Here is a 24,406-nt window from a genome sequence, read left to right as displayed (position 1 = left end):
CTCGGCATGAAGCTTGCGATGCCCTTGACGTACTTCGGGAACCCCCGCGACACCGCGGACCAGGTCGTCGGCCTGGAGAAGGCCGGACTCGACCAGCTCTGGGTCGCCGAGCCGTACGGGTTCGACGCGGTCTCCCTGCTCGGCTACCTGGCCGCGAAGACCGAGACCGTCGAGCTCGGCGCGGGCATCCTCAACATCTACAGCCGCACGCCGGGAGCGCTGCTCCAGACCGCGGCCGGTCTCGACAACGTCTCCGGCGGCCGGGCCATCCTCGGCCTCGGCGCGAGCGGACCTCAGGTCATCGAGGGCTTCCACGGGGTGGCGTACGACAAGCCGTTGACGCGCACCCGCGAGATCATCGCGCTGCTGCGCGCCGGGCTGCGAGGCGAGCGGCTGCAGAGCGACGGGCTCTACAAGATCCCGCTGCCGGCCGACCAGGGCACCGGCCTCGGCAAGCCGCTCAAGCTGCTCAACCGGCCCGAGCGCGCCGACACCCCGCTGTGGGTGGCCGCCCTGGGCGACAACAACGTCGCGATGACCGCCGAGGTCGCCGACGGCTGGCTCCCCTTCCAGTTCCTGCCCGACAAGGCTCGCGACGTCTGGGGCGAGGCGATCGACAAGGGCCTGGCCAAGCGCTCCCCCGACCTGAAGCCCCTGGAGATCTCCGCCGGTGGCCTGCTCGCGATCACCGACGACCCCGACGAGGCCAAGCGCCACCGCGACACGATGCGCGGCCTGCTGGCGCTGTACGTCGGTGGCATGGGTGCCCGCGGCAAGAACTTCTACAACGACATGGCCGTGAAGTACGGCTTCGGCGACGCGGCCAAGAAGATCCAGGACCTCTACCTCGACGGCCACAAGCGCGACGCCGAGGCCGAGGTCCCCGAGGCCTGGCTCGAGGCCGGCAACCTGGTCGGGCCGGAGTCGTTCGTGAAGGAGCGGATCGCGGCGTTCAAGGAGGCCGGCGTGACCAGCCTCCAGGTGACACCCGCCTTCGGCACCGACGGCCTCGCCTCGATCGCCCAGGTCAAGGAGTGGCTGGTCTGATCGCCCGGCCGGCTGTGAACTCGCTTACACCCACGGCCGGCCCAGCCGTCCCCCTGTGACCTTGCCCCCGCGGGCATTGGTTGCATGGACGCATGTCTGAGCGGATCGTCAGCGCCATCACGGGACCCGTGACCAAGTGGGTCGTGCTCGGCTTCTGGCTGGTGATGCTGGTGCTGATGGGGCCGTTGACCGGCAAGCTGGGCGATGTCGAGTCCCACGACAACTCCGACTGGCTCCCGGCCAACGCGGAGTCGACCCGGGCGATCGACGAGCTCGCCAAGGTGCAGGACCCCGACGACCTGACCACGACGATCGTCTACCACCGTGACGGTGGCCTGACGACGTCCGACTACACCGCGATCACCCTGCAGATCCCGGAGATCGCCTCGCTCGATGGCGTGGTCACCCAGGCGAGCAAGCCCGATCAGCCCGTGATGCCGGCGATCGCCTACCCGACCGGGGAGAAGAAGGGCCAGAAGCACGGACTGGTCTCGGCCGACGGCGAGGTCGCCACGGTCTCTCTCGTGGTCAACTACGCCGACGAGGACCCGACCGCGCTGCTCGACCTGCGCGACGACCTGGTCGAGCTGACGAAGGTCGACGGCGTCGACGTCTACATCGGCGGCGCGGGCGGTTCCACGGCCGACCAGATGGAGGCCGGCGCCGGCATCGGCGGCGCACTGCTCTACGCCGCGGCGGGCGTCGTCATCGTGATCCTGCTGATCACCTACCGCAGCCCGGTGCTCTGGTTCCTCCCGCTCGTCTCGGTGCTGGTCGCGCTGGTCGTCTCGATGGGCGTGGTCTATCTCTGTGCGAAGTACGCCGGCCTGACCCTCAACCAGATGAACCGGGCCATCCTCGACGTGCTCGTCTTCGGCGCCGGCACCGACTACGCGCTGCTGCTCATCGCCCGATACCGCGAGGAGCTGGGACGCCACGAGGACAGACACAAAGCCATGGCCGCGGCGCTGCGCGGGTCCGCTCCCGCGATCATCGCCTCGGCCGGCACCGTGACCGTCGGCATGCTCGGCCTGATGGTCGCCACCATGGGGTCCACGGCCAGCCTCGGCCCGGTCTGCGCGATCGGCATCGTCGCCGGTCTGGTCGTGATGCTGACCCTGCTCCCGGCACTGCTGGTGATCACGGGTCGCTGGGTGTTCTGGCCGGTCAAGCCGGGGTACGGCACCAGCGGCGAGAAGACCGGCGGCATCTGGGCGCGGCTCGGCGGCTGGATCCGGAAGCGGCCCCGGGCGGTCTGGATCGGCACCGCCGCGGTCCTGCTGGCCTGCTGCGGTGGGCTCTCCATGCTCAACATCACCACCCTGGACAGCTCGGAGACCTATACCAAGGACTTCCCCTCGCTGATCGGCGACCGGGTCCTCGAGGAGCACGACCTCGGCGACCCCTCCAACCCGATCCAGGTCGTCTCGGCCCCGGGCACCGAGAAGGAGGTCGTCGGGGCGCTCACGAAGGCCGGCTACGAGGGCGTCACCCCGGTCACCGACGGCACCCACGAGGTCGCGCTGACCGCGGTCCCGCTGTCCACCGACCCGATGTCGAAGGCGTCGTTCGACACCGTCGACGACGTACGCAGCGTCGTCCACACCGTCGACGGCGCCGACGCGCTGGCCACCGGCACCGCCGCGATCCAGCTCGACATGGCCGCGGCGACCGACCGGGATACCAAGGTCGTGATGCCGCTGGTGCTCGGGCTGGTGCTGATCATCTTGATGATCCTGCTCCGCTCGGTCCTCTCCCCGGTGCTGCTGATGGCCACGGTCGTGCTCAGCTTCGGCGCCGCGCTCGGCCTCTCGGCGATCATCTTCGACGCGATGGGATTCGCCGGGCAGGGCCGCGAGTTCCCGCTGTTCGTCTTCGTGTTCCTGGTCGCACTCGGCATCGACTACAACATCTTCCTGATGCACCGGGTCCGTGAGGAGGCCATTGCAGGAGAGGCCAGTGAGCACGGCGACACCCGGCGTGCGTCGCTCGTCGCCCTCTCGGCGACCGGCGGCGTCATCACCAGCGCCGGCATCGTCCTGGCCGCGACGTTCGCGGTGCTCACCACGCTGCCGCACGTGAGCTTCATCGAGATCGGCCTGGCGATCGCCCTCGGCGTACTCCTCGACACCCTCGTCGTCCGCTCCATCCTGGTCACCGCCATCAACCTCGATCTGGGCGACGTCATCTGGTGGCCGAGCAGGCTCGCCCGCGGACGCGCGAAGGTTCGTCCCCCACAGCCGGCGGTCGTTCGGAGGCCGATGGCCCCGGCGCAGCCCCATCATCACCTGCTCGAGCACCAGCTCCGCCAGCCCCCGCCCATGCGCGGTCCGCGACCGTCCCGGGATCTCCGGGGTCAGCCACCACAGCAGCGCCGGCCGCGCGATCTCGGCCGGTATCCAGACCAGTACTGAGGCCCCGGCTGCGGATTCGGCGAAGTGTCTTTACGATGTGCCCTACGACTCGGGTCGTTCGGCCCGGTCGCTCCACTTCACTGACATGCGGGGCGTTCGACATGGAGCCAGACGACCAGGACAAGACGAGACCGGGTACGCCGCGGCCCACGCCGCCTCCGGCGCCTGAGCCGGCGAACCCCATCGACCCGGACGCGACCCGGATCCCCAGCGCGAGACCCACTCCGCCACCTCCGCCGCCGCCCCCGCCCCCGTCGTCGCCCCCGCCGTCGTCGCCCCCGCCGTCGTCGCCTCCGCCTGCTCGGCCGCCGATGGCACCGCCCCCGCCGCCACCCACGATGGCGATGCCGGCCGCACCGCCCAGCGGCTACGGGCCGCCTCCGGGGCAGCCGCCGGTTGCGTACGCCTCGGGTTATGGGCTGCCGCCGCACCACCAACAGCCCAAGAAGAGCAACAAGGGGCTGCTGATCGGGCTGGGCGCTGCCGGCGCGGTGGTGCTCGTCGCACTGCTCGGCACCGGGGCGTGGGCCTTCTTCAGCGGGCGTCTCGGGTTCGGCCCGCTGAGCGCCGAGGACAAGAAGGCGGTGACCGCGATCGCCGCGGACGCGCCGAAGCCGGCCTGGGCCTCGGCCGGCGACGCCAAGTGCGCTGCCGAGCAGCTGGTCAAGGACGAGCGCAGCGACGCCCTGCGCGAGGCCGGGCTGATCCAGATCTCCGGCGAGTCGGTGACCTACACCGGCGCGTGGCGGGGGCCGCAGGCGACGACGTACGCCGAGGGTCTGCTCTCCTGCTCGGGCGACTGGAGCAAGGCGATCGGCAAGGAGTGGGCGCTGACCGACACCTCCTGCCTGGGCGACGTCGACGAGACCGCGATGGCCGGCCTGATCACCACCCAGGTCATGGAGGTCGAGGACGCCGGCGTCACGAAGCAGGCCGAGAAGGCGGTCGCCGCGCTCGACGAGTGCTACGTCAGCGACGAGCTCACCGCGCCGACCGCGAAGGCCACCCCCGCCGTGCTCGGCGTCGACTTCGCGGTCACGTCGCCGACCGTCGAAGGCAGCGAGGTGGTCGTGCAGGCGAAGTCCGCCGACTCCTCGGAATGGGCGCCCGTGACCGGCGGGAAGGTCAACATCCCCGTACGCGAAGGGGGCCAAGAGGGCTGCGCGACGTTCCAGGCCTCGATCAACTACCCCTGGGGCACCACCAAGACCAGCGAGGGCGAGGCCTGCGGCAAGGCGAAGGACCGCCGACTGTGGTGGACGAAGGACAAGAAGTGCGCCCAGCCGAAGTACGCCCCGTGCAGCTCCTGGACGCTCCACTACGAGGGCTACGAGCTCCTCTCCAGCGTCACGATCAAGCTGAAGCTCAACGGCGGAGACTGCCGGTCGGCCTCCGGATCGTGCTCGGACAGGGCCTTCGTCACCAAGCCGAGCGGCACCTGGACCAACTGGACCGCACCCAAGGGCTGGAAGGACCGGTTCACCGCCGAGGTCGACGGCCTCAAGGCAGTCCTCCCGAACTAGTCCGATCCAACTGGTGTCTGAACAATTGGTCTCGCCCGTGGCGTTGCCGCACGACGATCGTTAAGGGGACGCTAGGGTTTCGGCAGAGGTCTGGAATCGGGTAAAAAAATCAGGGCGAGGTTCTAAAGATGGTTGCGTTCCCCCAGGAAGGCGAACAGTTCGGTCGCTACGTGATCGAGCGGGTCCTGGGTCAAGGTGGCATGGGTGTCGTCTACCAGGCGAAGGACCCCGCACTACGACGCAAGGTGGCGCTCAAGCTGGTGCTGCCCTCGCTCACCGTCGACAAGGACTTCATCACCCGCTTCGAGCGGGAAGCCAACATCCTGGCCAAGCTGCGCTCGCGCAACATCGTGCAGATCATCGAGTACGGCGAGGTCGAGGGCACCGTCTACCTCGTCACCGAGTACGTCCCCGATGGCGACCTGCACGGCTGGCTGAAGACCAAGGGGGCGCTGGAGACCGTCCAGGCGCTGCGCCTGGTCGGTGACGTCAGCGACGCCCTCTTCGACGCGCACCGCGCCGGTGTGGTCCACCGCGACGTGAAGCCGTCCAACGTGCTCCTGTGGGAGCGCCAGGAGGGCGAGCTCGTCCCCTACCTCACCGACTTCGGCATCGCGACCGAGGGCGACTCCAACGTGACCCGGGCCGGCTCGGTGGTGGGCTCGCTGCCCTACATGTCGCCCGAGCGTCACATGGGTGAGCAGGCGACCGCGGCGGGCGACATCTACGCCGCCGGCTGTCTGCTGTGGGCCTGTCTGACCGGCAAGGCCCCCTACACCGGCACCGACTTCGAGCTGATGAGCGCCCACATCAACAGCCCGGTGCCGCGGCTGCCCGCCTCGACGCCCGGCGCCGACCTGATCAACCCGATCATCCAGCGGGCGCTGGCGAAGAAGCCGGAGAACCGCTTCCGCACCGCGGCCGAGCTCGCCAAGGCCCTCGACAAGGCCGCCGACCGGCTCGAGGAGTCCGGTCTCGGCGGCGGTGTCGTCGGCGGTGTCGCCGGAGCGGCCGCCGCCGATCTCGGTTCACGTCCCGGTGCCAGCTACGACACGAGCGCGAGCGGGACTTCCGGCGGTGGCACCCCGGTCCCCGAGGCCGAGGCTCAGCCGACGATCGTCAAGCGCCCGGGCGAGGGCACCCCGCCGCCCGTCCCGCTCGCCAACGAGACCGACTCCACCGTCGTGCACAGCGGCAAGGGGCTTCCTCCGGTCGCTGCTGCGGCGACCGCTGGGCCCTCGACCAACGCTGGCACCTCGGCCGGCGGCGGCCAGCCGGAGTGGCTGCCGTCGCATCACTCCAACGCCGGCCAGGGCGACGGCGGCGACAAGAAGAAGCTCTACACCATCGTCGGTGGCGGGGTCGCCGCGGTGCTGCTCCTCGGCATCGGCATCTTCACCCAGGGCTTCGGCATCTTCGGTCTCCACGGCGACGACGCCAAGGCGGCTGAGGCGATCGCCAGCGGCGTACCCAAGCCGGGCTGGGCCGACGAGGACCAGATGACCTGTGCGGCCGAGAGCCTGGTCGGCAAGGTTCCCGCAGCCGAGCTGCGCTCCCACGGAGTCGTCGACGCCGGGGACGAGTGGACCTACACCGGCGACTGGCCCGCGGACGACGCGATGAAGTTCACCCAGGGCCTGCTCGACTGCACCGAGTCCTGGTCGACCGAGATCGGCGACAACTGGAAGGTCGGCGACACCCGCTGCATGGAGAAGGAGGTCGACAAGACCTCCATGGCCGGCCTCCTCGCGGTCGGGGATCTCCTCAAGGACGGCGACACCGGCGCCGCCGGCCCGGCCAGCGAGAAGGCCGTCAAGGCCCTCGACGCGTGCTACGTCAAGGCCGACGCGCTCGGTGCCAAGGCGACCCCCAAGCCCGCCTACATGCAGGTCGACTTCGATGTGCAGGAGCCCACCGCTCCCGGCGGGCAGTCGGTGATCGGGATCGCCAAGAAGGGCAGCAGCAGCTACGAGGAGCTCAAGGGCTCCTCCTACGAGCTCCCCGTCACCGAGGGCGGCGTCGAGGGCTGCGTCGCGGTCAAGACCACCGTCACCTTCGCCTGGGGCACCGAGAAGGCCACGGACGCGGAGTCGTGCGGCAAGGCCGAGCCGAAGAAGCTCGTCTGGGACAAGCTCGACAAGTGCACCGACAAGACCTACACGAAGCGGAAGATCGCCTGCAACACCTGGCAGCTCAACTTCGAGGGCTTCGCGGCGGGCAAGACGTTCAACGTGAAGCTCACCCGCAACGGCGGCAAGTGCTCGGATGCCAAGGGCGCGATCTGCGTCTACCCCGGCACCGCCGCCGGCGACGGCAGGGGCGCCGTCGTGCAGTGGTCCGGCCCGCAGGACTGGACCGACAAGTTCGTCGCCACGGCCCCCGGCGCGAGCGCGCAGATCGACAACTAGTTCGACAACTGGGCGGCGCCTACTAGGCTGCTCGTGATGAGCGAGCAGCCGACACCTCAGCAGATCCGCCGGGCGCTGGCCCGGGCCGAACGAGGCGCAGCCCTGGACGTGGCGGAGGCATCAGCACTCCTCGCGGCCGGAGGCGACGACCTGGTCCGGCTGACCGCAGCCGCGGCGAAGGTACGCGACGCCGGGCTGGTCGCGGCCGGACGACCGGAGACGGTGACCTACTCCCCGAAGGTCTTCATCCCGGTCACCAAGCTGTGCCGGGACCGATGTCACTACTGCACGTTCGTGGAGACGCCGGGGCAGGCCGAGCGCGAGGGCCGCGAGCCCTACCTGAGCCCCGACGAGATCCTCGAGATCGCCGCCGAGGGCGCGAAGCTCGGCTGCCTGGAGGCGCTGTTCACCCTCGGGGACCGGCCCGAGGACCGGTGGCCCGAGGCGCGGGAGTGGCTCGAGAGCCGTGGCTATGAGTCGACCCTCGACTACGTGCGGGCGATGGCGATCCGGGTGCTCGAGGAGACCGGGCTGCTCCCCCACCTCAACCCCGGGGTGATGTCGTGGGAGGAGATGAACCGGCTCAAGCCCGTCTCCCCGTCGATGGGAATGATGCTCGAGACCACGTCGCGACGGCTCTTCGAGACCAAGGGCGAGGCCCACTTCGGCTCCCCCGACAAGGACCCCGCGGTGCGGCTGCGGGTGCTCGAGGACGCCGGTCGCCTCTCGATCCCGTTCACCAGCGGCCTCCTGGTCGGCATCGGCGAGACGCTCACCGAGCGCGCGGAGACGATCTTCGCGCTGCGGAAGGTGCACAAGGCGTACGCCGGGCTGCAGGAGATCATCGTGCAGAACTTCCGGGCCAAGCCGTCGACCGCGATGCGCCACGTCGACGACCTGGGGCTGGACGAGTATCTCGCCGCGATCGCGGTCACCCGGATCGTCCTCGGACCCAAGGCCCGGGTCCAGGCGCCGCCCAACCTGGTCGATCTCGACGAGTGTCGGGCACTGCTCGGTGCCGGGATCGACGACTGGGGTGGCGTCTCGCCGCTCACGCCGGACCACGTCAACCCCGAGCGTCCGTGGCCGTCGCTCGACTCCTTGCGCCAGGTCACCGCCGAGGCCGGCTTCGGGCTGAAGGCCCGACTGACGGTCCACCCGGAGTACGTCACCGGCACCCTTCGCGACGGCCAGTCATGGATCGACCCGCGTGTCCTCTCCCACGTCGAGGCGCTCGCTGAGGCCGACGGGCTGGCCCGCGACGGCGTCCGGCCCGAGGGGCGCCCGTGGCAGGAGCCGGACGGTGGCTTCACCGCCGCCGGCCGGGTCGACCTGCACGCTTCCGTCGACACCGAGGGCCGCACCCACGACCGCCGCGACGACTTCGAGACCGTCTACGGCGACTGGGACGCGGTCCGCGAGGCGGCCTCCTCGACCGGTGCTCCCGCCGTTCTCCATGCGGAGGGACACGAGGCTCTGGCCGCTGCCGAGAAGGACCCCGGCAACCTCTCCGACGAGCACGCGCTGACCCTGATGACCGCCGAGGGCGACCTGCTGCGCCAGGTCACCAGGCTCGCCGACGACCTGCGCGAACAGGTCAACGGCGACACCGTGACGTACGTCGTCAACCGCAACATCAACTTCACCAACGTCTGCTACGTCGGCTGCCGGTTCTGCGCCTTCGCGCAGCGTCGGACCGACGCGGATGCGTACTCCCTCGATCTGGACCAGGTCGCCGACCGCGCCGAGGAGGCGTGGAACCTGGGTGCCACCGAGGTGTGCATGCAGGGTGGGATCGACCCCGAGCTCCCCTCGTCGGCCTATTTCGACCTCGTCCAGGCCGTCAAGCAGCGGGTGCCGGAGATGCACGTGCACGCCTTCTCCCCGATGGAGATCGTCAACGGCACCTCCCGCACCGGGCTGTCCATCGAGGACTTCCTGATCAAGGTACGCGAGGCCGGGCTGGGCTCGCTCCCCGGCACCGCCGCGGAGATCCTCGACGACGAGGTCCGCTGGGTGCTGACCAAGGGCAAACTACCCGCGAAGACGTGGATCGAGATCGTCTCGACCGCCCACCGGGTGGGGATCCCGACGACGTCGACGATGATGTACGGCCACGTGGACAACCCGCGGCACTGGGTCGGCCACCTCCGTGTCCTCGCCGGCATCCAGGACACCGCGCGCGAGCACGGGAACGCCGGCTTCACCGAGTTCGTGCCGCTCCCGTTCGTGCACACCAGCGCCCCGATCTACCTCGCCGGCGCCGCCCGCCCGGGCCCGACCATGCGCGACAACCTCGCGGTGCACGCGATGGCCAGGATCATGCTCCACGGCCGCATCGACAACATCCAGACGTCCTGGGTCAAGCTCGGCGTCGACGGCACCCGGGCGATGCTCCAGGCCGGCGCCAACGACCTCGGCGGCACCCTGATGGAGGAGACCATCTCCCGGATGGCGGGCTCGGAGCACGGCTCGGCAAAAACTGTGTCCGAGCTCGAAGAAATCGGTGCCGGCATAGGCCGGGCGGTATCGGAAAGGACTACCCTCTACGATCCTCGCTGAACTGTTCTCGAGGGAGTGAGATGTCCGACCCCACCGGCAGCACCGCTCAACAACAACCGAAACCCACAGAGCTCGCCAACGCCGCGGCAGAAGAGGCCCGCCGGCGTCGGCTCGGGTTGCCTCCGCTGCCACGGCGGCGGCGTGACCGCACCAAGCCCGTACGCCTGGCACTGCGCTGGATCGTGATCGTCAGCGCGCTCGTGCTGGTCGCCTTCGGAGGTACCTCGGCATGGGCCTACCTCACCGGCAAGATCGGTCCGTTGCGTGGCGACGAGAAGGACATCGCGCGCACCCTGACCCTTGCCGCGGACACGCCCGCCTGGGCGGACCCCGAGCAGCTGAGCTGTGCCGCGGAGTCGATGGTCGAGACCCGGGGCAGCGCCGGGCTCGTCGAGGCCGGGGTGGTCACCAAGACCGGCGGCGGGTTCAGCTACAACGGCGAGTGGCCGTCCAGGCTGGGCCGGGAGTGGTACTCCGAGATCCTCGACTGCGCCGACGGCGGCGCGAACGGCTGGAGCAAGCAGGTCGCCGGCGCCTGGACCCTGGAGAGTCCCCGCTGCCTGCGGGAGGTCGGCCGCCCGGCGATCGCCGGTGTCCTCGCGGTCACCAACCTGCGGCTCACCGACGAGGAGCTCGCCGCCAAGAACGTCGCCGCGATCACCGACCTGGACAGCTGCTACGCCCGCACCCCCGAGGCGCCGACCGCCGACACCGCCGCGGGCTACCGCGAGGTCACGCTGAAGGTCACCGCCCCCGCCGTCAGCTCCGGCATCGCCTCCATCGACGACGGCGCCACGCAGCCGACCGCGGGCAAGGACCCGGAGCTCACCTACACCCTGCCGGTCACCAAGGGCGGCACCGAGGCCTGCGTGCAGGCGACCACCAAGGTGACGTACGCCTGGGGCACGGTCCGCGCCGGCGAGCCGGCCAAGCTCTGCGGCAAGGCGGCCGCGGCCCGGATGGAATGGCACACCGTCGAGCGTTCGTGCCCGAAGGGGAAACCGAAGTGCACCTACATGGCGGCCTACGTCGAGGGGTTGGCGGACAACCAGGCGATGACGGTCACCTACCGCCCGACGGGTGACTTCAAGTGCGCCGGCAAGAAGCCGACCTGCACGGTCAAGATCAAGGCCGACGCCAACGGCAAGGCGCGCACGCCCGGTCTCATGGTCACCGGCAAGAAGGGGAAGATCGTGGCCAGCGCAGGCAGTCTGAAGGCCACGTACGCCGGCTCGTAGGCTGGTGGGCGTGCCTTCCGACCTCACCTTCGGCGCGACCCGCGGGCCCAGCCCCGACCCGGCTCGGCGCCCGCCGGCCCTGCCCCGCAAGCGCCGCCGGACCCTCGTCGACCTCCCCGGTGGGACGTACGCCGCAGGGGACTCGTTCGGCGAGGGCTACCAGGCCGACGGCGAAGGCCCGGTGCACCCGGTCGACCTGCCCGCCTTCAGGCTGGACGCGACGGCGGTCACCAACGAGGAGTTCGCCCGGTTCGTGAAGGCGACCGGCCACGTCACCACGGCCGAACGAGAGGGCTTCTCGGCCGTCTTCCACCTGGCCTTCGACGGCTCCCCGCGCGACGTCCTGGGCCGCTCACCCGAGGCGCCCTGGTGGCTCGGCGTGCGCGCGGCCTCCTGGCGGGCGCCGGAGGGCCCCGGCTCCAACGTCGGCCGACGCGGCAACCACCCGGTCGTGCACGTCTCCCACGACGACGCGCTGGCCTACTGCGACTGGGCCGGGACGAGGCTGCCGACCGAGGCCGAGTGGGAGTACGCCGCCCGCGGCGGTCATGCCGGATCGCGGTTCCCGTGGGGCGACGACCTGGAGCAGGACGGCACCCACCATGCCAACGTCTGGCAGGGAGTCTTCCCCGACACCAACACCGCCGCCGACGGGTTCATCACGACCGCGCCGGTGCGGACGTACGAACCCAACGGGTTCGGGCTGTTCCAGATGATCGGTAACGTCTGGGAGTGGTGCGCGGACTGGTTCTCGCCGACCTACTACGCCGACCTCGTCGAGTCCGGCTCGTCCTCGGACCCGCGGGGGCCCGCCGAGGGACTGACCCGGGTCATGCGCGGCGGCTCCTACCTCTGCCACGACTCCTACTGCCACCGCTACCGGCTCTCGGCGCGCTCCAGCAGCCCGCCCGACTCGACTGCGGGGAACCTGGGGTTCCGCTGCGCGGCCGATCAGCCGCCGGATCAACCGGCGGATCAGCCGGCGGGGTAGAACTCCTTCGGGCAGGTGTCACCGGCGCAGTCGGCGTACTTCTCGCTCAGCCCACGCAGCTCGGCCAGCTCGTCGGCGAACTCGGGGAGCAGCGCGAGCGAGCGGATCTGGTAGGGGTCGTCGGCCAGGTCGTAGAGCTCTTCGCTGCCGTCGGAGAAGCGGGCGTAGGTCCAGTCGCCGAAGCGGATCCCCGAGTAGATCTGCTTGGAGCCGTCGTTGACACGCCAGGCGGAGAGCGGGATCACCCGGTTCTGCGCGGGCGCGTTGAGCCACGGCATGATGTTGACGCCGTCCTGCGCCCGCCCCGGTTCGGCGCCGGCGACCGCCATGATCGTGGTGGCGATGTCGGGGTTGCCGACCCCCGTGGCCAGGGATCGGCCGGCGGGGATGCCCGGGCCGCGCAGGATCACCGGGATCCGCTGCGTCTCTCGGTAGTGCATCAGCTTGCCGTTGATGTTGTGGCCGCCGGTGGTGTAGCCGTTGTCGGAGGTGAAGATGATGATGGTGTCGTCGAGCTGGCCGGTCTCCTGCAGCCGGAGTACGTGGCTGGCGACCGCGCGGTCGAGCGCCTGGACGGCCTCGACCCGCTGCTCGTGCGCGATCCGCAGCTCGGCGCGGCCCTGCGCGTCGAAGTGCTTGTTGGAGGCCGAGATCGGCGGCGCATCGGTCGGGGTGCGGAACATGTTGGGAGTGTCCGGCAGCTCGAGACCGTCGAAGGAGTGCTTGTCCTCGTCCGCCGGCCTGGTCGTGCTGGTCCCCTCCGGGTCGCCCGGCTCATCGGGACCACCGTGGTGCGGTGCCACATAGTTGAGCCACATGTACCACGGCTTGTCGGCGCGCTCGGGCGCCGAGATCATCTCGTTGGCCTGGTCCCGCATGACGTACGTCGTGTAGCGGTTGTAGGTGGTGAGCTTGCCGTTGTGGTTGATCCGCGGCCGGATGAAGTTGTAGGTCGACATGTCGGTCGTCGCCCGCCAGTCGGTCCATCCGGGCGGCACGTCCTTGGCGGTGCCGTCGAGGCCATAGCCGTTGAGGTACTTGCCGGTGAAGAGCGTGTCATAGCCGGCCTCCTGCAGCGCCTCGGGCAGCGTGCCGGTGTGATCCATCGACGCGTAGCCACCGCGTTCGCCGTTGATCGTCACGGTGCGGTGGTTCTGGCTGTACTGCCCGGTCAGCAGCGAGGCACGGGCCGGCACGCAGATCGGCGTGGGCGCGATCGCCTCGGTCAGCGAGGTGCCCTGCTCGGCCAGGAGATGGCGAGTGTGGGGCATGAACTCGAGATCCTCGTAGGCGAGGTCGTCGGCCGTGATCATGAGGATGTTGGGCTGGGTGGAGTAGGGCGTCCATTCGGGCGTCGCCGTCGGCGTCGAGGGCACCACACCGTCGTTGTCGCCCCGCGCGAAGGCGTTCCCGGCCAGAGACCCCAAGGACCCCAGCGGACCGGCCGATTCAGGCATCGCGCCGAGCGCGATCGAGGTGCCAGCGAGCACGGCAACGGCCGCCACCGCCAATCGGGCGCGAGGCGCCATCTGGTCTGCTCCCTCGGTCGATCCCCGCGTCGTGTTTTTCCGTCCGGTTCCACTCCCCACCGGACCGGGTTAACGTTACCGAAGGGGGCCTCGATGACCCCAATGCCGGCCGATCAGGAGACTCAAGTGAGCGAATCGCGCGAGAACTACGGCGACTACAGTGTCGACGACGAGAACCAGATCACCGGTGAGGACACGCTCTCCGGGGACGTTCTCGAAGGTGAGGTACGCGACGAGCTCGACCACGGCATCGTCACCGCCGACCGCTACTCCACCGACTACGGCAACACGCCCTGGGAGGAGGAGCACCGTGAGTGCATCGACCAGCGCCGCCACCAGGAGGTGCCGGAGACGGATCCCTATGCGGTCGAGTACGACGACGCCGAGGAGAGCGACGACCCAGACGGCCGTGAGGTCGGCAACAAGCGAGCGGGGCGGCTGGTCGACCCCGACCGCGGCGAGGGCGAGGACACGGAGTCCGATCTCTACGGGATCGATGCCGGCATCGACGGCGCCGGCGCCTCCGCCGAGGAGGCCGCGATGCACATCATCGACGACGATGAGGAAGCGGACGGCGACGGCTACCGCTGAGCCGGCCGGCTAGGCGGTGAGGTCGTCGACCTCGAGCACGAGCTCGACCTCGAACCCCTCAGAGCTCTCCAGATAGAGCGCGGTGTGCTCGTCGCCGCCGGCGTGCGGATAGCGGTCGGCGTACATCTCGTGCCAGCCGTGCTCGGTGGAGGCCGCCCGCATCCTGTCGAGCACCTCGCGGCTCTCGACGGTGAACGCGATGTGGTTCACCCCGGGGCGGAGCCGGTCCTGGGTGCCGTGCTGGTCGGTGGAGTGCTCCAGAAAGACGTACGTCCCGTCCGCTGCCTCCCAGAAGTGACCCTTCTCCCCGGCCTCCCAGCCGAGCTCACCGAAGAGCCACCCCCATTCCCCCGAGGCGGTCTCGAAGTCGTCGACCCAGAGGTCCCAGTGATGGATCGCCCGCATCTCTTCCTCCTGACCCGGCTGGTGCCATCGAGGCTACCCTGTCCTCCGCCCGACGTGGGTCGGCTCGGAAAGGGAGTCGCGGGCAGGGGAAGCAGCGTGTGAGGATCGGGGCGTGAGTGACCTGAAGACCTTCATCGCCGGGCTGCCCAAGGCCGAGCTCCACGTCCACCACGTCGGGTCGGCTTCGCCGCGGATCGTCTCGGAGCTGGCTGCGCGGCATCCGGGGACGGTACCGGCGGACGTCGAGCTGCTGCGGGACTACTTCACGTTCAGCGACTTCGCGCACTTCATCGAGGTCTACCTCTCGGTCGTCGACCTGGTCCGTACGCCGGAGGACATCCGCTACCTGACCTACGAGATCGCGCGCGACCTGGCGCAGACCCAGCAGGTCCGTTACGCAGAGCTGACCTGCACCCCCTACACCTCCGTACGCCCCGACCTGGCCGAGCGTCCGGCGGGGACCGGGCACGTCGGGATGGCGATCGAGGCCTACACCGAGGCGCTCGAGGACGCCCGGGTGGCGGCCGAGCGCGACTTCGGGATCGCGCTCCGCTGGATCTACGACATCCCGGGCGAGGCCGGGATCCCGGCGGCCGACGCGACGCTGGCGTACGCCGTCGACCACGGCCCCGAGGCGCTCGTCGGGTTCGGTCTCGGTGGGCCCGAGGTGGGCGTACCCCGGCCGCAGTTCGAGAGGCACTTCGACGCGGCCCGTGCAGCGGGGCTGCGCTCGCTGCCGCATGCTGGCGAGACCACCGGCCCGCAGACGATCTGGGACGCGCTGACCGTGCTGAAGGCCGAGCGGATCGGCCACGGCACCTCCGCGGCCCAGGACCCCGCCCTGCTCGCCCACCTCGCCGAGCACCGGATCCCGCTCGAGGTCTGCCCCTCGTCCAACGTCGCCACCGGTGCGGTGGCGACGATCGAGGAACACCCGCTGAAGACGTTCGTCGACGCGGGTGTGACCGTCACGATCAACTCCGACGACCCGCCGATGTTCGCGACGACGCTCAACCGGGAGTACGAGATCGCGACCGACCTCCTGGGTCTGGACAGCGCCGGCATCGCCGACCTCGCGCGTGCTGCCGTCGACGTCTCCTACGCACCCGACGACGTCAAGACCCGGCTGCGCGGCGAGATCGACACGTACGCCACGCCTTAAGCGCTTGACGCGGCTCGTACGCGACCGTTTGCTGGTCGACATGGGCGAACTGACACTGGCGGTCAATGGGATCGAGCTGTGCGTCGAAACCTTCGGGAGTCCTGCGGAGCCGCCGATCCTGCTCGTCGGCGGGATGAGTGCCTCGATGGACTATTGGGAGGACGACTTCTGCCGCGCGCTGGCCGCTGGCCGGAGGTTCGTGATCCGCTACGACCACCGCGACACCGGCCGCTCGACGACGTGGCCACCGGGAGAGCCGGGCTACACCGGGCGCGACATGATCGCGGACATCCCGGCCCTGCTCGACGCCTTCGGCCTGGACAAGGGCCACCTCTTCGGCATCTCGATGGGCGGGGCGCTGGCCCAGTGTGCGGCTGTGCTCCATCCGGAGCGCGTCGAGACGCTGATCCTCGACGAGACCTCACCGGCCTTCGACGGCGTACCCGACCTGCCGCCCATCGGTGAGGAGCTGGCCGACTTCTTCGCGGCGGCCGCGAAGAGCGCGGTGCCCGATCCCGGCGACCACGAGGCCCTGGTGACGATGCTGGTCGAGGACCAGCGGGCCTTCGTCCCCGAGGGCTTCGACGAAGCCCGGATGCGGGCGGTGGTCGAGCGGGCCGTACGACGCACCCCGGACATGCGACCGAGCCTCGCCAACCACCACGCGATGGGCGACGGCGAGCCGGTCGAGGCAACGCTGGCCGACATCGCCGCCCCGACCCTGGTCATCCACGGCACCCGCGACCCGCTGTTCCCGATCGGTCACGCGGAGGTCCTCGCCCGCGAGATCCCGAACGCGACGCTCCTCGTCCTCGACGGCGTCGGCCACGAGCCGCCCCCTCCCTACACGTGGGACAGGGTCATCCCGGCGATCCTCGACCACACAAGTCAGTAAGGAAGGCGGTCACGAGGCTCACAGGAGCCGTTCGACCGCCGCGATCGCCGCGGTGAGATATGCGTCGATGACCGCACGATCCTCAGGTGACAGCCCGCGATCGAGATCGTCCAGGGCAAGAAACATCGGCATCAGCTGACCGAGGATGTCCGCGCGCCCGGAGTCGGTGACCACGACCTGGGTCCGGCGGCGATCGTCCTGGTCCGGTTCGCGCCGGACGTGGCCGCGTGAGGCGAGTCGGTCGACGATCCCGGAGGCTGCTGCCGAGCTCACGCCCAAGTGGCGGGCCAGCTCGCCCGGCCCGATCGGCTCGCGGGTGATGAGTTTCATCGCAGAGAGCTCATGGTGATTCAAGTCGGCACGACGAGCCACCGCCGGCGCCGACTCCTGCGCGACGTCGAGAAGTCGCCGAAGCAACTGCAGCGTGGATGTGCCCATGGCCTCCGCTACCCGCTCAGACGGGGGCTTCACCTGAGGGTCGTTCGCGTCGTCGCCTTGGATTTCTCTCACCAACTTACTAAGTTTCTTTCATACTTTCTGTTCAAGTCTACCTAGGAGGACGCCCGTGCCGTCCCTTTCCTCGCGTCGAGCACCGGCCACCCGCCGGCTGTTGCGACCATCTCTGGCCGCCGCGGTCTCTCTGGTCGCGCTCGTTCTCTCCGGGCTCTTGATCGGCGCTGTCGGGGAGGCAGATCGCACACCCTCGGCGACCGACAACCTCCCGGATGGCTACGACTCCACGACCGTCGCAGAACTCGCTGACGAGTTCGGGGCCGACGACTCCGCAGTTGCCATCGTGCTGTTCACCGCCGACGACGGCAAGCTGTCCACCGAGACGGTCGAGGGCGAGCTCACGGCACTGTACGGCGAGGTCGTGGCCTCGGAGGGTCCGCAACAAGGCGACAGCGGCCGCCCCGCCCAGCAGCAACCGCTTCGGATCAGCGAGGACGCCACAGCTGCCCTGGGCGTGGTGCCGATCGGCGCCCAGGGCGCGAGCGAGACCGCCGACGCGATCGAGCGGATCCGCGAACTTCTCGACGAGCAGACACCCGACGGCGTCGACGCTCAGGTCACCGGTCCTGCTGCTGTCCAGGCCGACCTCGCCGGGGTCTTCGAGGGCGCCGACGTCACCCTTCTCGCCGCCACCGCCACGATCGTCGCGCTGCTGCTGATCATTACCTACCGCAGCCCGTTGCTATGGATCGTTCCGCTGTTGGTGGTCGGGCTCGCCGACCAGGTGGCCGCCGTCTCGGCCACTCATGTTCTCGCGACGTTCGGTGTCGCCTGGGACGAGTCGACCATCGGGATCTTGAGCGTCCTCGTCTTCGGCGCCGGCACCGACTACGCGCTGCTGCTGATCAGCCGCTACCGCGACGAGCTGCGAGTTCAACAGGATCGATACGTCGCGATGGCGACTGCCGTGCGCGGCACGCTCGAAGCGGTGCTGGCCAGCGCCACGACGGTCACGCTCGGCCTGCTGACCCTGCTGCTGTCGGTGGTGCCGACCACCCGCGGCCTCGGACTGGCGTGCGCGGTCGGCGTCGTGATCGCGGCAACGTACGCATTGATCGTGCTGCCCTGCACTCTTGTGCTCTTCGGACGGTGGGTGTTCTGGCCGCTGGTCCCGCGAGTCGGCCAGGAGCCACTGGTCGACTCACGCACTTCTGCGTGGCACCGGCTGGGCACCACCGTCTCCCGACGTCCCCGCGGCTTCGCCCTGGGCGCGATCGGCGTGGTCGCACTGCTGGGCTTCTCCGTCACCCAGATCGAGCAGGGACTGCCGACCTCCGAGCAGTTCCTGGACACGCCGGAGTCGATCAGCGCCGCCGCCCGCCTCGGCGAGTCCTTCCCCGCCGGCACCGTCGACCCTGCCACCGTCATCACCGGCAGCGATCCCGGCGAGGTGACGACCGCGATCGAGCAGGGCGACGACGTGGTCTCTGTGCGCATCACGGGGCAGAACGACGACCTCACCCGGCTCGCCGTGGTCTTTGACGCCGCGAGCAACACCGCAGCCGCCGAGGCCGCCGTCGTCGACCTGCGTGACCGGCTCGACGGCTTCGACGACACCTGGGTCGGCGGCACCGAGGCGCAGTCGGTCGACGAGCGCGACGCGGCCGAGCGCGATCGGGCGCTGCTGATCCCGCTGATCCTCGGCCTGGTCATCATCGGCCTGGTGCTGCTGCTGCGATCGATCGTCGCTCCGCTGCTGCTGGTGGCCACTGTGGTCGGCACCTTCTTCGCCGCCCTCGGCACCTCGTGGTGGATCTACACCGGTGTCTTCGGGTTCTCTGCGATCGACGTCGGCGTGCCGCTACTGGCGTTCCTGTTCCTGGTGGCGCTCGGGGTGGACTACAACATCTTCCTCATCACCCGGGCTCTGGAGGAGTCGCGGACGCACGGACTCCGCGACGGCATGCTCCGCGGTCTCACCGCGACCGGCGGCGTGATCACCAGCGCGGGCATCCTGCTCGCGGCGGTCTTCGCCGTGCTCGGCGTGCTCCCGTTGGTCGTGCTTGCCCAGCTCGGCATCGTCATCTTCGTGGGCGTGCTGCTCGACACGCTGCTCGTGCGCACCGTGCTGGTGCCCGCCCTGTCGTTGTGGCTCGGCCCGGCGTTCTGGTGGCCGCGCCGATCCGGTGCGATCACCGGCGATTGATTCCGACGGAACCCTTGCCTCCGGCAGGGCGCAGTGCGCCCTGCCGGAGGCAGCCTGAGCTAATCGATCTTCCCGAGCACGTCCCCGATCGCTACCGTCCCACCGACGTCGGCACCGTGGGCGAGCACGCCCGCACGATGGGCGGCGACCCGGGTCTCCATCTTCATGGCGTCGATGACCGCGACGTCCTGACCCTCGGTGACCTGGTCGCCGTCGGCGACGAGCCAGTCGACGAGTACGCCGGGGACGGGGGCCTCGAGCCCAGCCGGGTCGACCGCCGGCGCGGCCTCCATCGGGGCCGGCCCGCCCGCCGCGATCCCCTGCAGGAGGTCCTCGGGAAGCCCGAGCATCACCCGGCGACCGTCGATCTCGATCGGCACCCGCCGCAGCGGCTTCTCAGGCGCCGGCTCCGGTCGCCGCTGCGCCTCGAGGCGCGGCATCAGCTCGGTCTCGATCCACTGCGTGTGCACGGCGAACCCGGCGGTCGAGATCGCCGGGTCGTCGAGCAGCGTACGAGCGAAGGGGACGACGGTCGCGACCCCCTCGACGCTGAGCTCGCGGAGGGCGCGGCGGGCACGTACGACGGCGGTGTCCCGGTCCGGCGCGTGCACGATCAGCTTGGCGATCAGCGAGTCGAAGGCGGCCTGTACGGTGTCGCCCGCCTCGATCCCGGCGTCCCAGCGCACCCCGGGGCCGGCGGGTACCCGCAGGCCGGTGACCACGCCGGGGCTCGGCAGGAAGCCGCGGCCCGGGTCCTCGGCATTGATCCGCAGCTCGATCGCGTGGCCCGAAGGCGCCGGCGTCTTCGAGAAGGAGAGGCCCTCGCCCGCGGCGATCCGCAGCTGCTCGGCGACGAGGTCGACGCCGGTGACCGCCTCGGTGATCGGGTGCTCGACCTGCAGCCGGGTGTTGACCTCGAGGAACGAGATCACCCCGTCGGCACCCATCAGGAACTCGACGGTCCCGGCACCGCGGTAGGAGACCGCGGCGCAGATGTCGCGGGCAGCCTCGTGGATGCGAGCACGCTGTCCGTCGGTCAGTCCCGGAGCCGGTGCCTCCTCGACGAGCTTCTGGTTGCGACGCTGCAGCGAGCAGTCCCGGTCGCCGACGACCACGACGTTCCCGGCGCCGTCGCCGAGCACCTGTGCCTCGATGTGTCGCGGTCGCTCCAGGAAGCGCTCGACGAAGCACTCGCCCCGGCCGAACGCGGCCAGCGCCTCGCGCGAGGCGGACTCGAAGGCATCCGCGACGTCGTCGAGCTCGCGGGCCACCTTGAGCCCGCGCCCGCCGCCACCGAAGGCAGCCTTGATCGCGATGGGGAGCCCGTGCTCGCGCGCGAAGGCGACCGCCTCGTCGGCGGACTCCAGCGGTCGGTCGGTGCCCGCCACCAGCGGTGCTCCGACGCTCTGCGCGATCCGGCGGGCGGTGATCTTGTCGCCGAGCTTGTCGATGCTTTCCGGGCTCGGTCCGATCCAGATCAGGCCCGCGGCCTCGACGGCGCGCGCGAACTCGGCGCTCTCCGAGAGGAACCCGTAGCCCGGATGCACCGCGTCGGCGCCGGAGGCCTGCGCCGCGGCCATGAGCCATTCGATGCTGAGGTAGGACTCGGCGGCGGTCGAGCCGCCGAGCACGTACGCCTCGTCGGCCAGGCGCACGTGCAGCGCGTCGGCGTCCTGGTCGGCGTAGACGGCGACCGACACGAGGCCGGCCTCGGCAACCGCCCGCACGACGCGGACGGCGACCTCTCCCCTGTTGGCGATGAGCACCCTGCGCATGTCAGTCTCCTCGGATGTCGGTCGTCGGCCCACCGGCCAAATCAGGCACGGTGGGGGCGACGGGGCGGAAGCGGATGCGGACCCCGGGCGGCAGCTGACCGGCCAGGTCCAGGTCGCGGTCGATGACCGCGCCGATGATCGGATACCCGCCGGTGAGCGGATGGTCGGGCAGGAACAGCACCGGCTGCCCGTCGGGTGGCACCTGGATCGCGCCGGTCACCGCGCCCTCGCTCGGCAGCTCGCCGGCGATGTCGCGCTCGAGCGGGACGGGGCCTTCGAGGCGTACGCCGACGCGGTCCGAGCGCGGCGTGACGGTCCACTCCTGCTCGAGCAGGGTGCGTACGCCGGCCGGGGTGAACCAGTCCTCGCGCGGACCGAGCACGATGCGCAGCTCGACCGTGTCACCGGGGGCGGGCAGCGGGTCGGTGGTCGCCGGGTTGGGGTCGACCGCGTGCGGCGCGGCCGCGGGGCCGTTCAGGGGCACCACATCGCCTGCGCGCAACGGCCGCCCACCGAGGTCACCGGGGCCGAGACCCGCGAGCGTGTCGCTGGAGAGGCTGCCGAGCGCGGGCGGGAGGTCCAGGCCACCGCGCACCGCGATCACCGCGCGCAGACCGGCGCTGACCGCGCCGAGACGCAGCTCCTCGCCGTCCTCGAGCGCGGTGGCCGCGCCGTGCGTCACCGGGAGCGGCGGGCCGTCGCTGCGTACGATCGTGGTCTCGGCGGGTGCGCCCGTGACCGCCACGACCACAGGGCCGGTGAAGCGCAGGGCCGCGCCGCCACCGGCGAGCTCGAAGGCGGCGGCGCCGGGCCGGTTGCCCACGGCACGGTTCGCGGCCCGCAGGGCACGGCGGTCGGCCGCGCCCGACGCGGAGACGCCGAGAGCGGCATGGCCGGAGCGGCCGAGATCCTCGATCACGAGCTGCAGGCCGGGGCGTACGACCTCGACGGCGAACGGGGATGTGTTGGTCTCGACACGACTCCGCCTAGCGGCTCCTTCGGCTCGACCAGCGGTGTCCCGCTCGAGCCGCTCGAACCGCACGGTCATCCCGGGCGCGAGCAGGGCGGGCGGGTCCCGGTGCAGGTCCCACATCGGGGCGTCCGTACGCCCGATCAGCTGCCAGCCACCAGGGCTCTCTCGAGGGTAGACGCCCGAGAACGTCCCGGCCAGGCCGACGGAGCCGGCCGGGATCCGGGTGCGCGGCGAGGAGCGCCGCGGTACGTCGAAGAGCGGTTCGTCGCCGACGAGGTAGCCGAAGCCGGGCGCGTACCCGGTGAAGGCCACCCGCCAGGTCGCGGCCGTGTGGCGCGCGACGACCTCCTCGGCGCTGACCCCGAGCAGGTCGGCGACCTCGTCGAGATCCTGGCCGTCGTAGCGCACGCCGATCGTGACCGAACCCGCCGTCGGCAGGCCGCCGTGGACCGGCTCGACGCGAGCCAGCTCCTTGGCGAGCGTCGCCTCGTCGACGAGCGTCGGGTCGAACCGGACGAGCACCGTCCGGGCGGCCGGCACCAGCTCGACGACGCCGGTCGGCGGCGCGGCCACGAGCGCCGCGTGCAGCCGCATCGCGCCCTCGAGGTCGTCCTCCTCGACCAGCAACGCCCGGTCCGATGCGATGAGCACGCGCCTCACGCCAGATACTCCGAATCCCGTACGTCGGTGATGAACATGTGGCCGGGCGCGTGGGTGAGCGCGAACGGCGGACGTGAGTCCATGATCGCGGCCTGCGGCGTGACACCGCAGGCCCAGAACACCGGCACCTCGCCCTCGCGCACCTCGGGCGCGTCCCCGAACTCGGGAGCGGCGAGGTCGGCGATGCCGAGCGACGCCGGGTCACCGACGTGCACGGGCGCACCGTGCACCGCCGGATAGCGCCCGGAGATGCGTACGGCATCGGCGACCCGGTCGGCGGGGATCGGGCGCATCGAGACCACCATGTCGCCGCGCAGGCGCCCGGCCGGGGCGCACTGGCGCGAGGTGCGGTACATCGGCACGTTGCGGCCGAGCTCCTGGTGACGGATCGGGATCCCGGCGTCTGCCAGACCCGCTTCGAAGGTGAAGCTGCAGCCGATCAGGAACGAGACCAGGTCCGGGTGCTCCTCCCACGCCGCACTCGCGTCGGTGACCTCCTCGGTCAGCACCCCGTCACGCCAGATCCGGTACGCCGGGATGTCGGTGCGCAGGTCGGAACCCCGCGCCAGGGTCGACTCGTACGCGCCCGGGTCGAGCACCTCGAGCACCGGGCACGGCTTCGGGTTGCGCTGCGCGAAGAGCAGCACCTCGAAGGCCCAGTCGGCGGGGACGGAGATCAGGTTGGCCTGCACCAGGCCGTGGGCGACGCCGCTCGTCGGAGCGATCTCGCCCGCTCGGTAGGAGGCGCGCGCGGCGCGCGCCTCCTCCAGCTGGGTGAAGCTCGCGGTCATGCGGCGGTCCCCGTGAACGACGCGATGACGATGCCCTCGGCCTCGAACAGCGCCCGGGTCGCCGCGGCCATCCGGATGGCTCCGTCGCTGTCGCCATGCACGCAGATCGAGTCGGCTCGCACGGCCACATCGGTGCCGTCGATCGCCTCGATCACACCTTCCCGCGCCAGCCGCAGCATCCGGGCCGCGACAGCGTCGGCGTCGTGCAGCACCGCACCGGGCTCGGCGCGCGAGACCAGGTCGCCGCCGGGCGTGTAGGCACGGTCCGCGAACGCTTCGGCGGCCGTGGCGAGGCCGGCTCTGTCGGCCACCTCGAGCACCACGCCGCCCGCCAGGCCGAGCAGCACGAGGGACGGGTCGATCGACTTGACCGCAGCGACGACGTCCTGCGCCTGGCGCTCGTCGCGGGCGATGGTGTTGTAGAGCGCGCCGTGCGGCTTGACGTACCGGACCGCGCCGCCGACCGCCGAGGTCAGGCCGATCAGGGAACCGAGCTGGTACTCGACGTGCGCCTGCAGGGTCGCGGAGTCGAGGTCCATGGCACGGCGTCCGAATCCCTCGTAGTCGCGGTAGCCGGGGTGCGCGCCGATGGTGACGCCGTTGGCCACGGCGTCGGCGAGCGTCCGCCGGATCCCTTCGGGGGTGCCGGCGTGGAACCCGCAGGCGACGTTGGCGCTCGAGACGATCGCGAGCATCGCGGCGTCGTCGGCGACGACCCGGTCGGGCGCGTTCTCGCCGAGGTCGGAGTTCAGGTCGATGGTTGCTGCACGGTTCGTTGTCACA

17 protein-coding genes and 2 pseudogenes are annotated in these 24,406 nt (G+C 70.7%); 11 read left to right on the top strand and 8 right to left on the bottom strand.

The genetic code is table 11. The features are described from left to right. The first annotated feature begins 6 nt into the window (after window positions 1-6). The 7 genes from BLT25_RS25060 (at window position 7) to BLT25_RS25030 (ending at window position 12,183) form a co-directional block, all read left to right on the top strand. The gene (locus tag BLT25_RS25060) at window positions 7-1,047 is read left to right on the top strand and encodes an LLM class F420-dependent oxidoreductase (RefSeq protein WP_091051908.1); all 1,041 of its coding nucleotides are present in this window, start codon (window positions 7-9) and stop codon (window positions 1,045-1,047) included. A 92-nt stretch (window positions 1,048-1,139) separates the two neighbouring features. Then, window positions 1,140-3,461 carry an MMPL family transporter gene (locus BLT25_RS25055; RefSeq protein ID WP_091051906.1) on the top strand — a complete coding sequence of 774 codons (2,322 nt, stop codon included), beginning with the start codon at window positions 1,140-1,142 and terminating at the stop codon, window positions 3,459-3,461. 311 nt (window positions 3,462-3,772) lie between these two features. Next, on the top strand, window positions 3,773-4,984 hold the full coding sequence (locus tag BLT25_RS30055) for a hypothetical protein (RefSeq protein ID WP_176884250.1): 1,212 nt from the start codon (window positions 3,773-3,775) through the stop codon (window positions 4,982-4,984). A gap of 128 nt (window positions 4,985-5,112) precedes the next feature. Then, window positions 5,113-7,392 (top strand): serine/threonine protein kinase, encoded by a 2,280-nt coding sequence (locus BLT25_RS25045; protein ID WP_091051905.1) that lies wholly within the window; start codon window positions 5,113-5,115, stop codon window positions 7,390-7,392. Between the two features lie 36 nt (window positions 7,393-7,428). Beyond that, a complete protein-coding gene (locus BLT25_RS25040) occupies window positions 7,429-9,954 on the top strand; it encodes a bifunctional FO biosynthesis protein CofGH (protein WP_091051903.1) in 2,526 nt (841 codons plus the stop codon). 20 nt (window positions 9,955-9,974) lie between these two features. Beyond that, window positions 9,975-11,192, top strand: coding sequence for a hypothetical protein (locus BLT25_RS25035; protein ID WP_143033853.1), 1,218 nt, complete (start codon window positions 9,975-9,977; stop codon window positions 11,190-11,192). A gap of 10 nt (window positions 11,193-11,202) precedes the next feature. Further along, window positions 11,203-12,183 carry a formylglycine-generating enzyme family protein gene (locus tag BLT25_RS25030; protein ID WP_256328782.1) on the top strand — a complete coding sequence of 327 codons (981 nt, stop codon included), beginning with the start codon at window positions 11,203-11,205 and terminating at the stop codon, window positions 12,181-12,183. On the opposite strand, the gene BLT25_RS25025 is transcribed toward BLT25_RS25030, so the two are convergent. Continuing rightward, the gene (locus BLT25_RS25025) at window positions 12,168-13,712 is read right to left on the bottom strand and encodes a sulfatase-like hydrolase/transferase (RefSeq protein WP_256328781.1); all 1,545 of its coding nucleotides are present in this window, start codon (window positions 13,710-13,712) and stop codon (window positions 12,168-12,170) included. The two genes, BLT25_RS25030 and BLT25_RS25025, sit on opposite strands and share 16 nt — an antisense overlap. Window positions 13,713-13,838: 126 nt before the next feature. Between BLT25_RS25025 and BLT25_RS25020 the strand changes: the two genes are divergently transcribed. Further along, window positions 13,839-14,303, top strand: a complete 465-nt coding sequence (locus BLT25_RS25020; protein ID WP_218131476.1) for a DUF5709 domain-containing protein — start codon at window positions 13,839-13,841, stop codon at window positions 14,301-14,303. Window positions 14,304-14,312: 9 nt separating this feature from the next. Here the strand turns inward: BLT25_RS25020 and BLT25_RS25015 are convergent, their stop codons facing one another. Beyond that, the gene (locus BLT25_RS25015; protein WP_091051896.1) at window positions 14,313-14,708 is read right to left on the bottom strand and encodes a VOC family protein; all 396 of its coding nucleotides are present in this window, start codon (window positions 14,706-14,708) and stop codon (window positions 14,313-14,315) included. A 112-nt stretch (window positions 14,709-14,820) separates the two neighbouring features. On the opposite strand from BLT25_RS25015, the gene BLT25_RS25010 reads away from it, so the two are divergent. Together BLT25_RS25010 and BLT25_RS25005 are read left to right on the top strand one after the other, a co-directional pair. Continuing rightward, window positions 14,821-15,870, top strand: coding sequence for an adenosine deaminase (locus BLT25_RS25010; RefSeq protein ID WP_091051894.1), 1,050 nt, complete (start codon window positions 14,821-14,823; stop codon window positions 15,868-15,870). Window positions 15,871-15,910: 40 nt separating this feature from the next. Continuing rightward, a complete protein-coding gene (locus BLT25_RS25005; protein WP_091051945.1) occupies window positions 15,911-16,765 on the top strand; it encodes an alpha/beta fold hydrolase in 855 nt (284 codons plus the stop codon). Between the two features lie 18 nt (window positions 16,766-16,783). Here BLT25_RS25005 and BLT25_RS25000 read toward each other — a convergent pair whose 3' ends face one another. After that, window positions 16,784-17,203: a MarR family winged helix-turn-helix transcriptional regulator gene (locus BLT25_RS25000; RefSeq protein ID WP_091051892.1), complete on the bottom strand. Its 420-nt coding sequence runs from the start codon at window positions 17,201-17,203 to the stop codon at window positions 16,784-16,786. A gap of 127 nt (window positions 17,204-17,330) precedes the next feature. Here BLT25_RS25000 and BLT25_RS24995 point away from each other — a divergent pair, with 127 nt between their 5' ends. Further along, window positions 17,331-19,424: an MMPL family transporter gene (locus tag BLT25_RS24995; protein WP_256328780.1), complete on the top strand. Its 2,094-nt coding sequence runs from the start codon at window positions 17,331-17,333 to the stop codon at window positions 19,422-19,424. Window positions 19,425-19,483: 59 nt separating this feature from the next. On the opposite strand, the gene BLT25_RS24990 is transcribed toward BLT25_RS24995, so the two are convergent. The 5 genes and pseudogenes from BLT25_RS24990 to BLT25_RS24975 all read right to left on the bottom strand — a co-directional run bounded on the left by BLT25_RS24990 (window position 19,484) and on the right by BLT25_RS24975 (window position 24,405). Then, window positions 19,484-21,199 carry an acetyl/propionyl/methylcrotonyl-CoA carboxylase subunit alpha gene (locus tag BLT25_RS24990; RefSeq protein WP_091051891.1) on the bottom strand — a complete coding sequence of 572 codons (1,716 nt, stop codon included), beginning with the start codon at window positions 21,197-21,199 and terminating at the stop codon, window positions 19,484-19,486. Between the two features lies 1 nt (window position 21,200). Continuing rightward, window positions 21,201-22,136: pseudogene (locus BLT25_RS30740) on the bottom strand (biotin-dependent carboxyltransferase family protein); the annotation flags it as partial. 93 nt (window positions 22,137-22,229) lie between these two features. Next, window positions 22,230-22,832 (bottom strand): annotated as a pseudogene (locus tag BLT25_RS30735) (allophanate hydrolase subunit 1); the annotation flags it as partial. Then, window positions 22,829-23,623 carry a putative hydro-lyase gene (locus BLT25_RS24980; RefSeq protein WP_091051889.1) on the bottom strand — a complete coding sequence of 265 codons (795 nt, stop codon included), beginning with the start codon at window positions 23,621-23,623 and terminating at the stop codon, window positions 22,829-22,831. The gene BLT25_RS24980 and the pseudogene BLT25_RS30735, both read right to left, overlap by 4 nt. Further along, window positions 23,620-24,405: a LamB/YcsF family protein gene (locus tag BLT25_RS24975; protein WP_091051887.1), complete on the bottom strand. Its 786-nt coding sequence runs from the start codon at window positions 24,403-24,405 to the stop codon at window positions 23,620-23,622. Before BLT25_RS24975 ends, BLT25_RS24980 begins: the two co-directional genes overlap by 4 nt. Window position 24,406 lies beyond the last annotated feature (1 nt).

The organism is Nocardioides sp. YR527, from assembly GCF_900101045.1.
In the GTDB taxonomy this organism is placed as follows: domain Bacteria; phylum Actinomycetota; class Actinomycetes; order Propionibacteriales; family Nocardioidaceae; genus Nocardioides.
This window is presented reverse-complemented; position numbering and strand designations above follow the sequence as displayed.

Excerpts from the sequence above, each read along its gene's own strand:
- BLT25_RS25040 (WP_091051903.1), top strand. The coding sequence starts at position 7,429 with ATGAGCGAGCAGCCGACACCTCAGCAGATCCGCCGGGCGCTGGCCCGG.
- BLT25_RS25005 (WP_091051945.1), top strand. The coding sequence starts at position 15,911 with ATGGGCGAACTGACACTGGCGGTCAATGGGATCGAGCTGTGCGTCGAA.
- BLT25_RS25055 (WP_091051906.1), top strand. The coding sequence starts at position 1,140 with ATGTCTGAGCGGATCGTCAGCGCCATCACGGGACCCGTGACCAAGTGG.
- BLT25_RS25000 (WP_091051892.1), bottom strand. The coding sequence starts at position 17,203 with ATGGGCACATCCACGCTGCAGTTGCTTCGGCGACTTCTCGACGTCGCG.
- BLT25_RS25015 (WP_091051896.1), bottom strand. The coding sequence starts at position 14,708 with ATGCGGGCGATCCATCACTGGGACCTCTGGGTCGACGACTTCGAGACC.
- BLT25_RS24980 (WP_091051889.1), bottom strand. The coding sequence starts at position 23,623 with ATGACCGCGAGCTTCACCCAGCTGGAGGAGGCGCGCGCCGCGCGCGCC.
- BLT25_RS30055 (WP_176884250.1), top strand. The coding sequence starts at position 3,773 with ATGGCACCGCCCCCGCCGCCACCCACGATGGCGATGCCGGCCGCACCG.
- BLT25_RS25060 (WP_091051908.1), top strand. The coding sequence starts at position 7 with ATGAAGCTTGCGATGCCCTTGACGTACTTCGGGAACCCCCGCGACACC.
- BLT25_RS24990 (WP_091051891.1), bottom strand. The coding sequence starts at position 21,199 with ATGCGCAGGGTGCTCATCGCCAACAGGGGAGAGGTCGCCGTCCGCGTC.
- BLT25_RS25025 (WP_256328781.1), bottom strand. The coding sequence starts at position 13,712 with ATGGCGCCTCGCGCCCGATTGGCGGTGGCGGCCGTTGCCGTGCTCGCT.
- BLT25_RS25045 (WP_091051905.1), top strand. The coding sequence starts at position 5,113 with ATGGTTGCGTTCCCCCAGGAAGGCGAACAGTTCGGTCGCTACGTGATC.
- BLT25_RS25035 (WP_143033853.1), top strand. The coding sequence starts at position 9,975 with ATGTCCGACCCCACCGGCAGCACCGCTCAACAACAACCGAAACCCACA.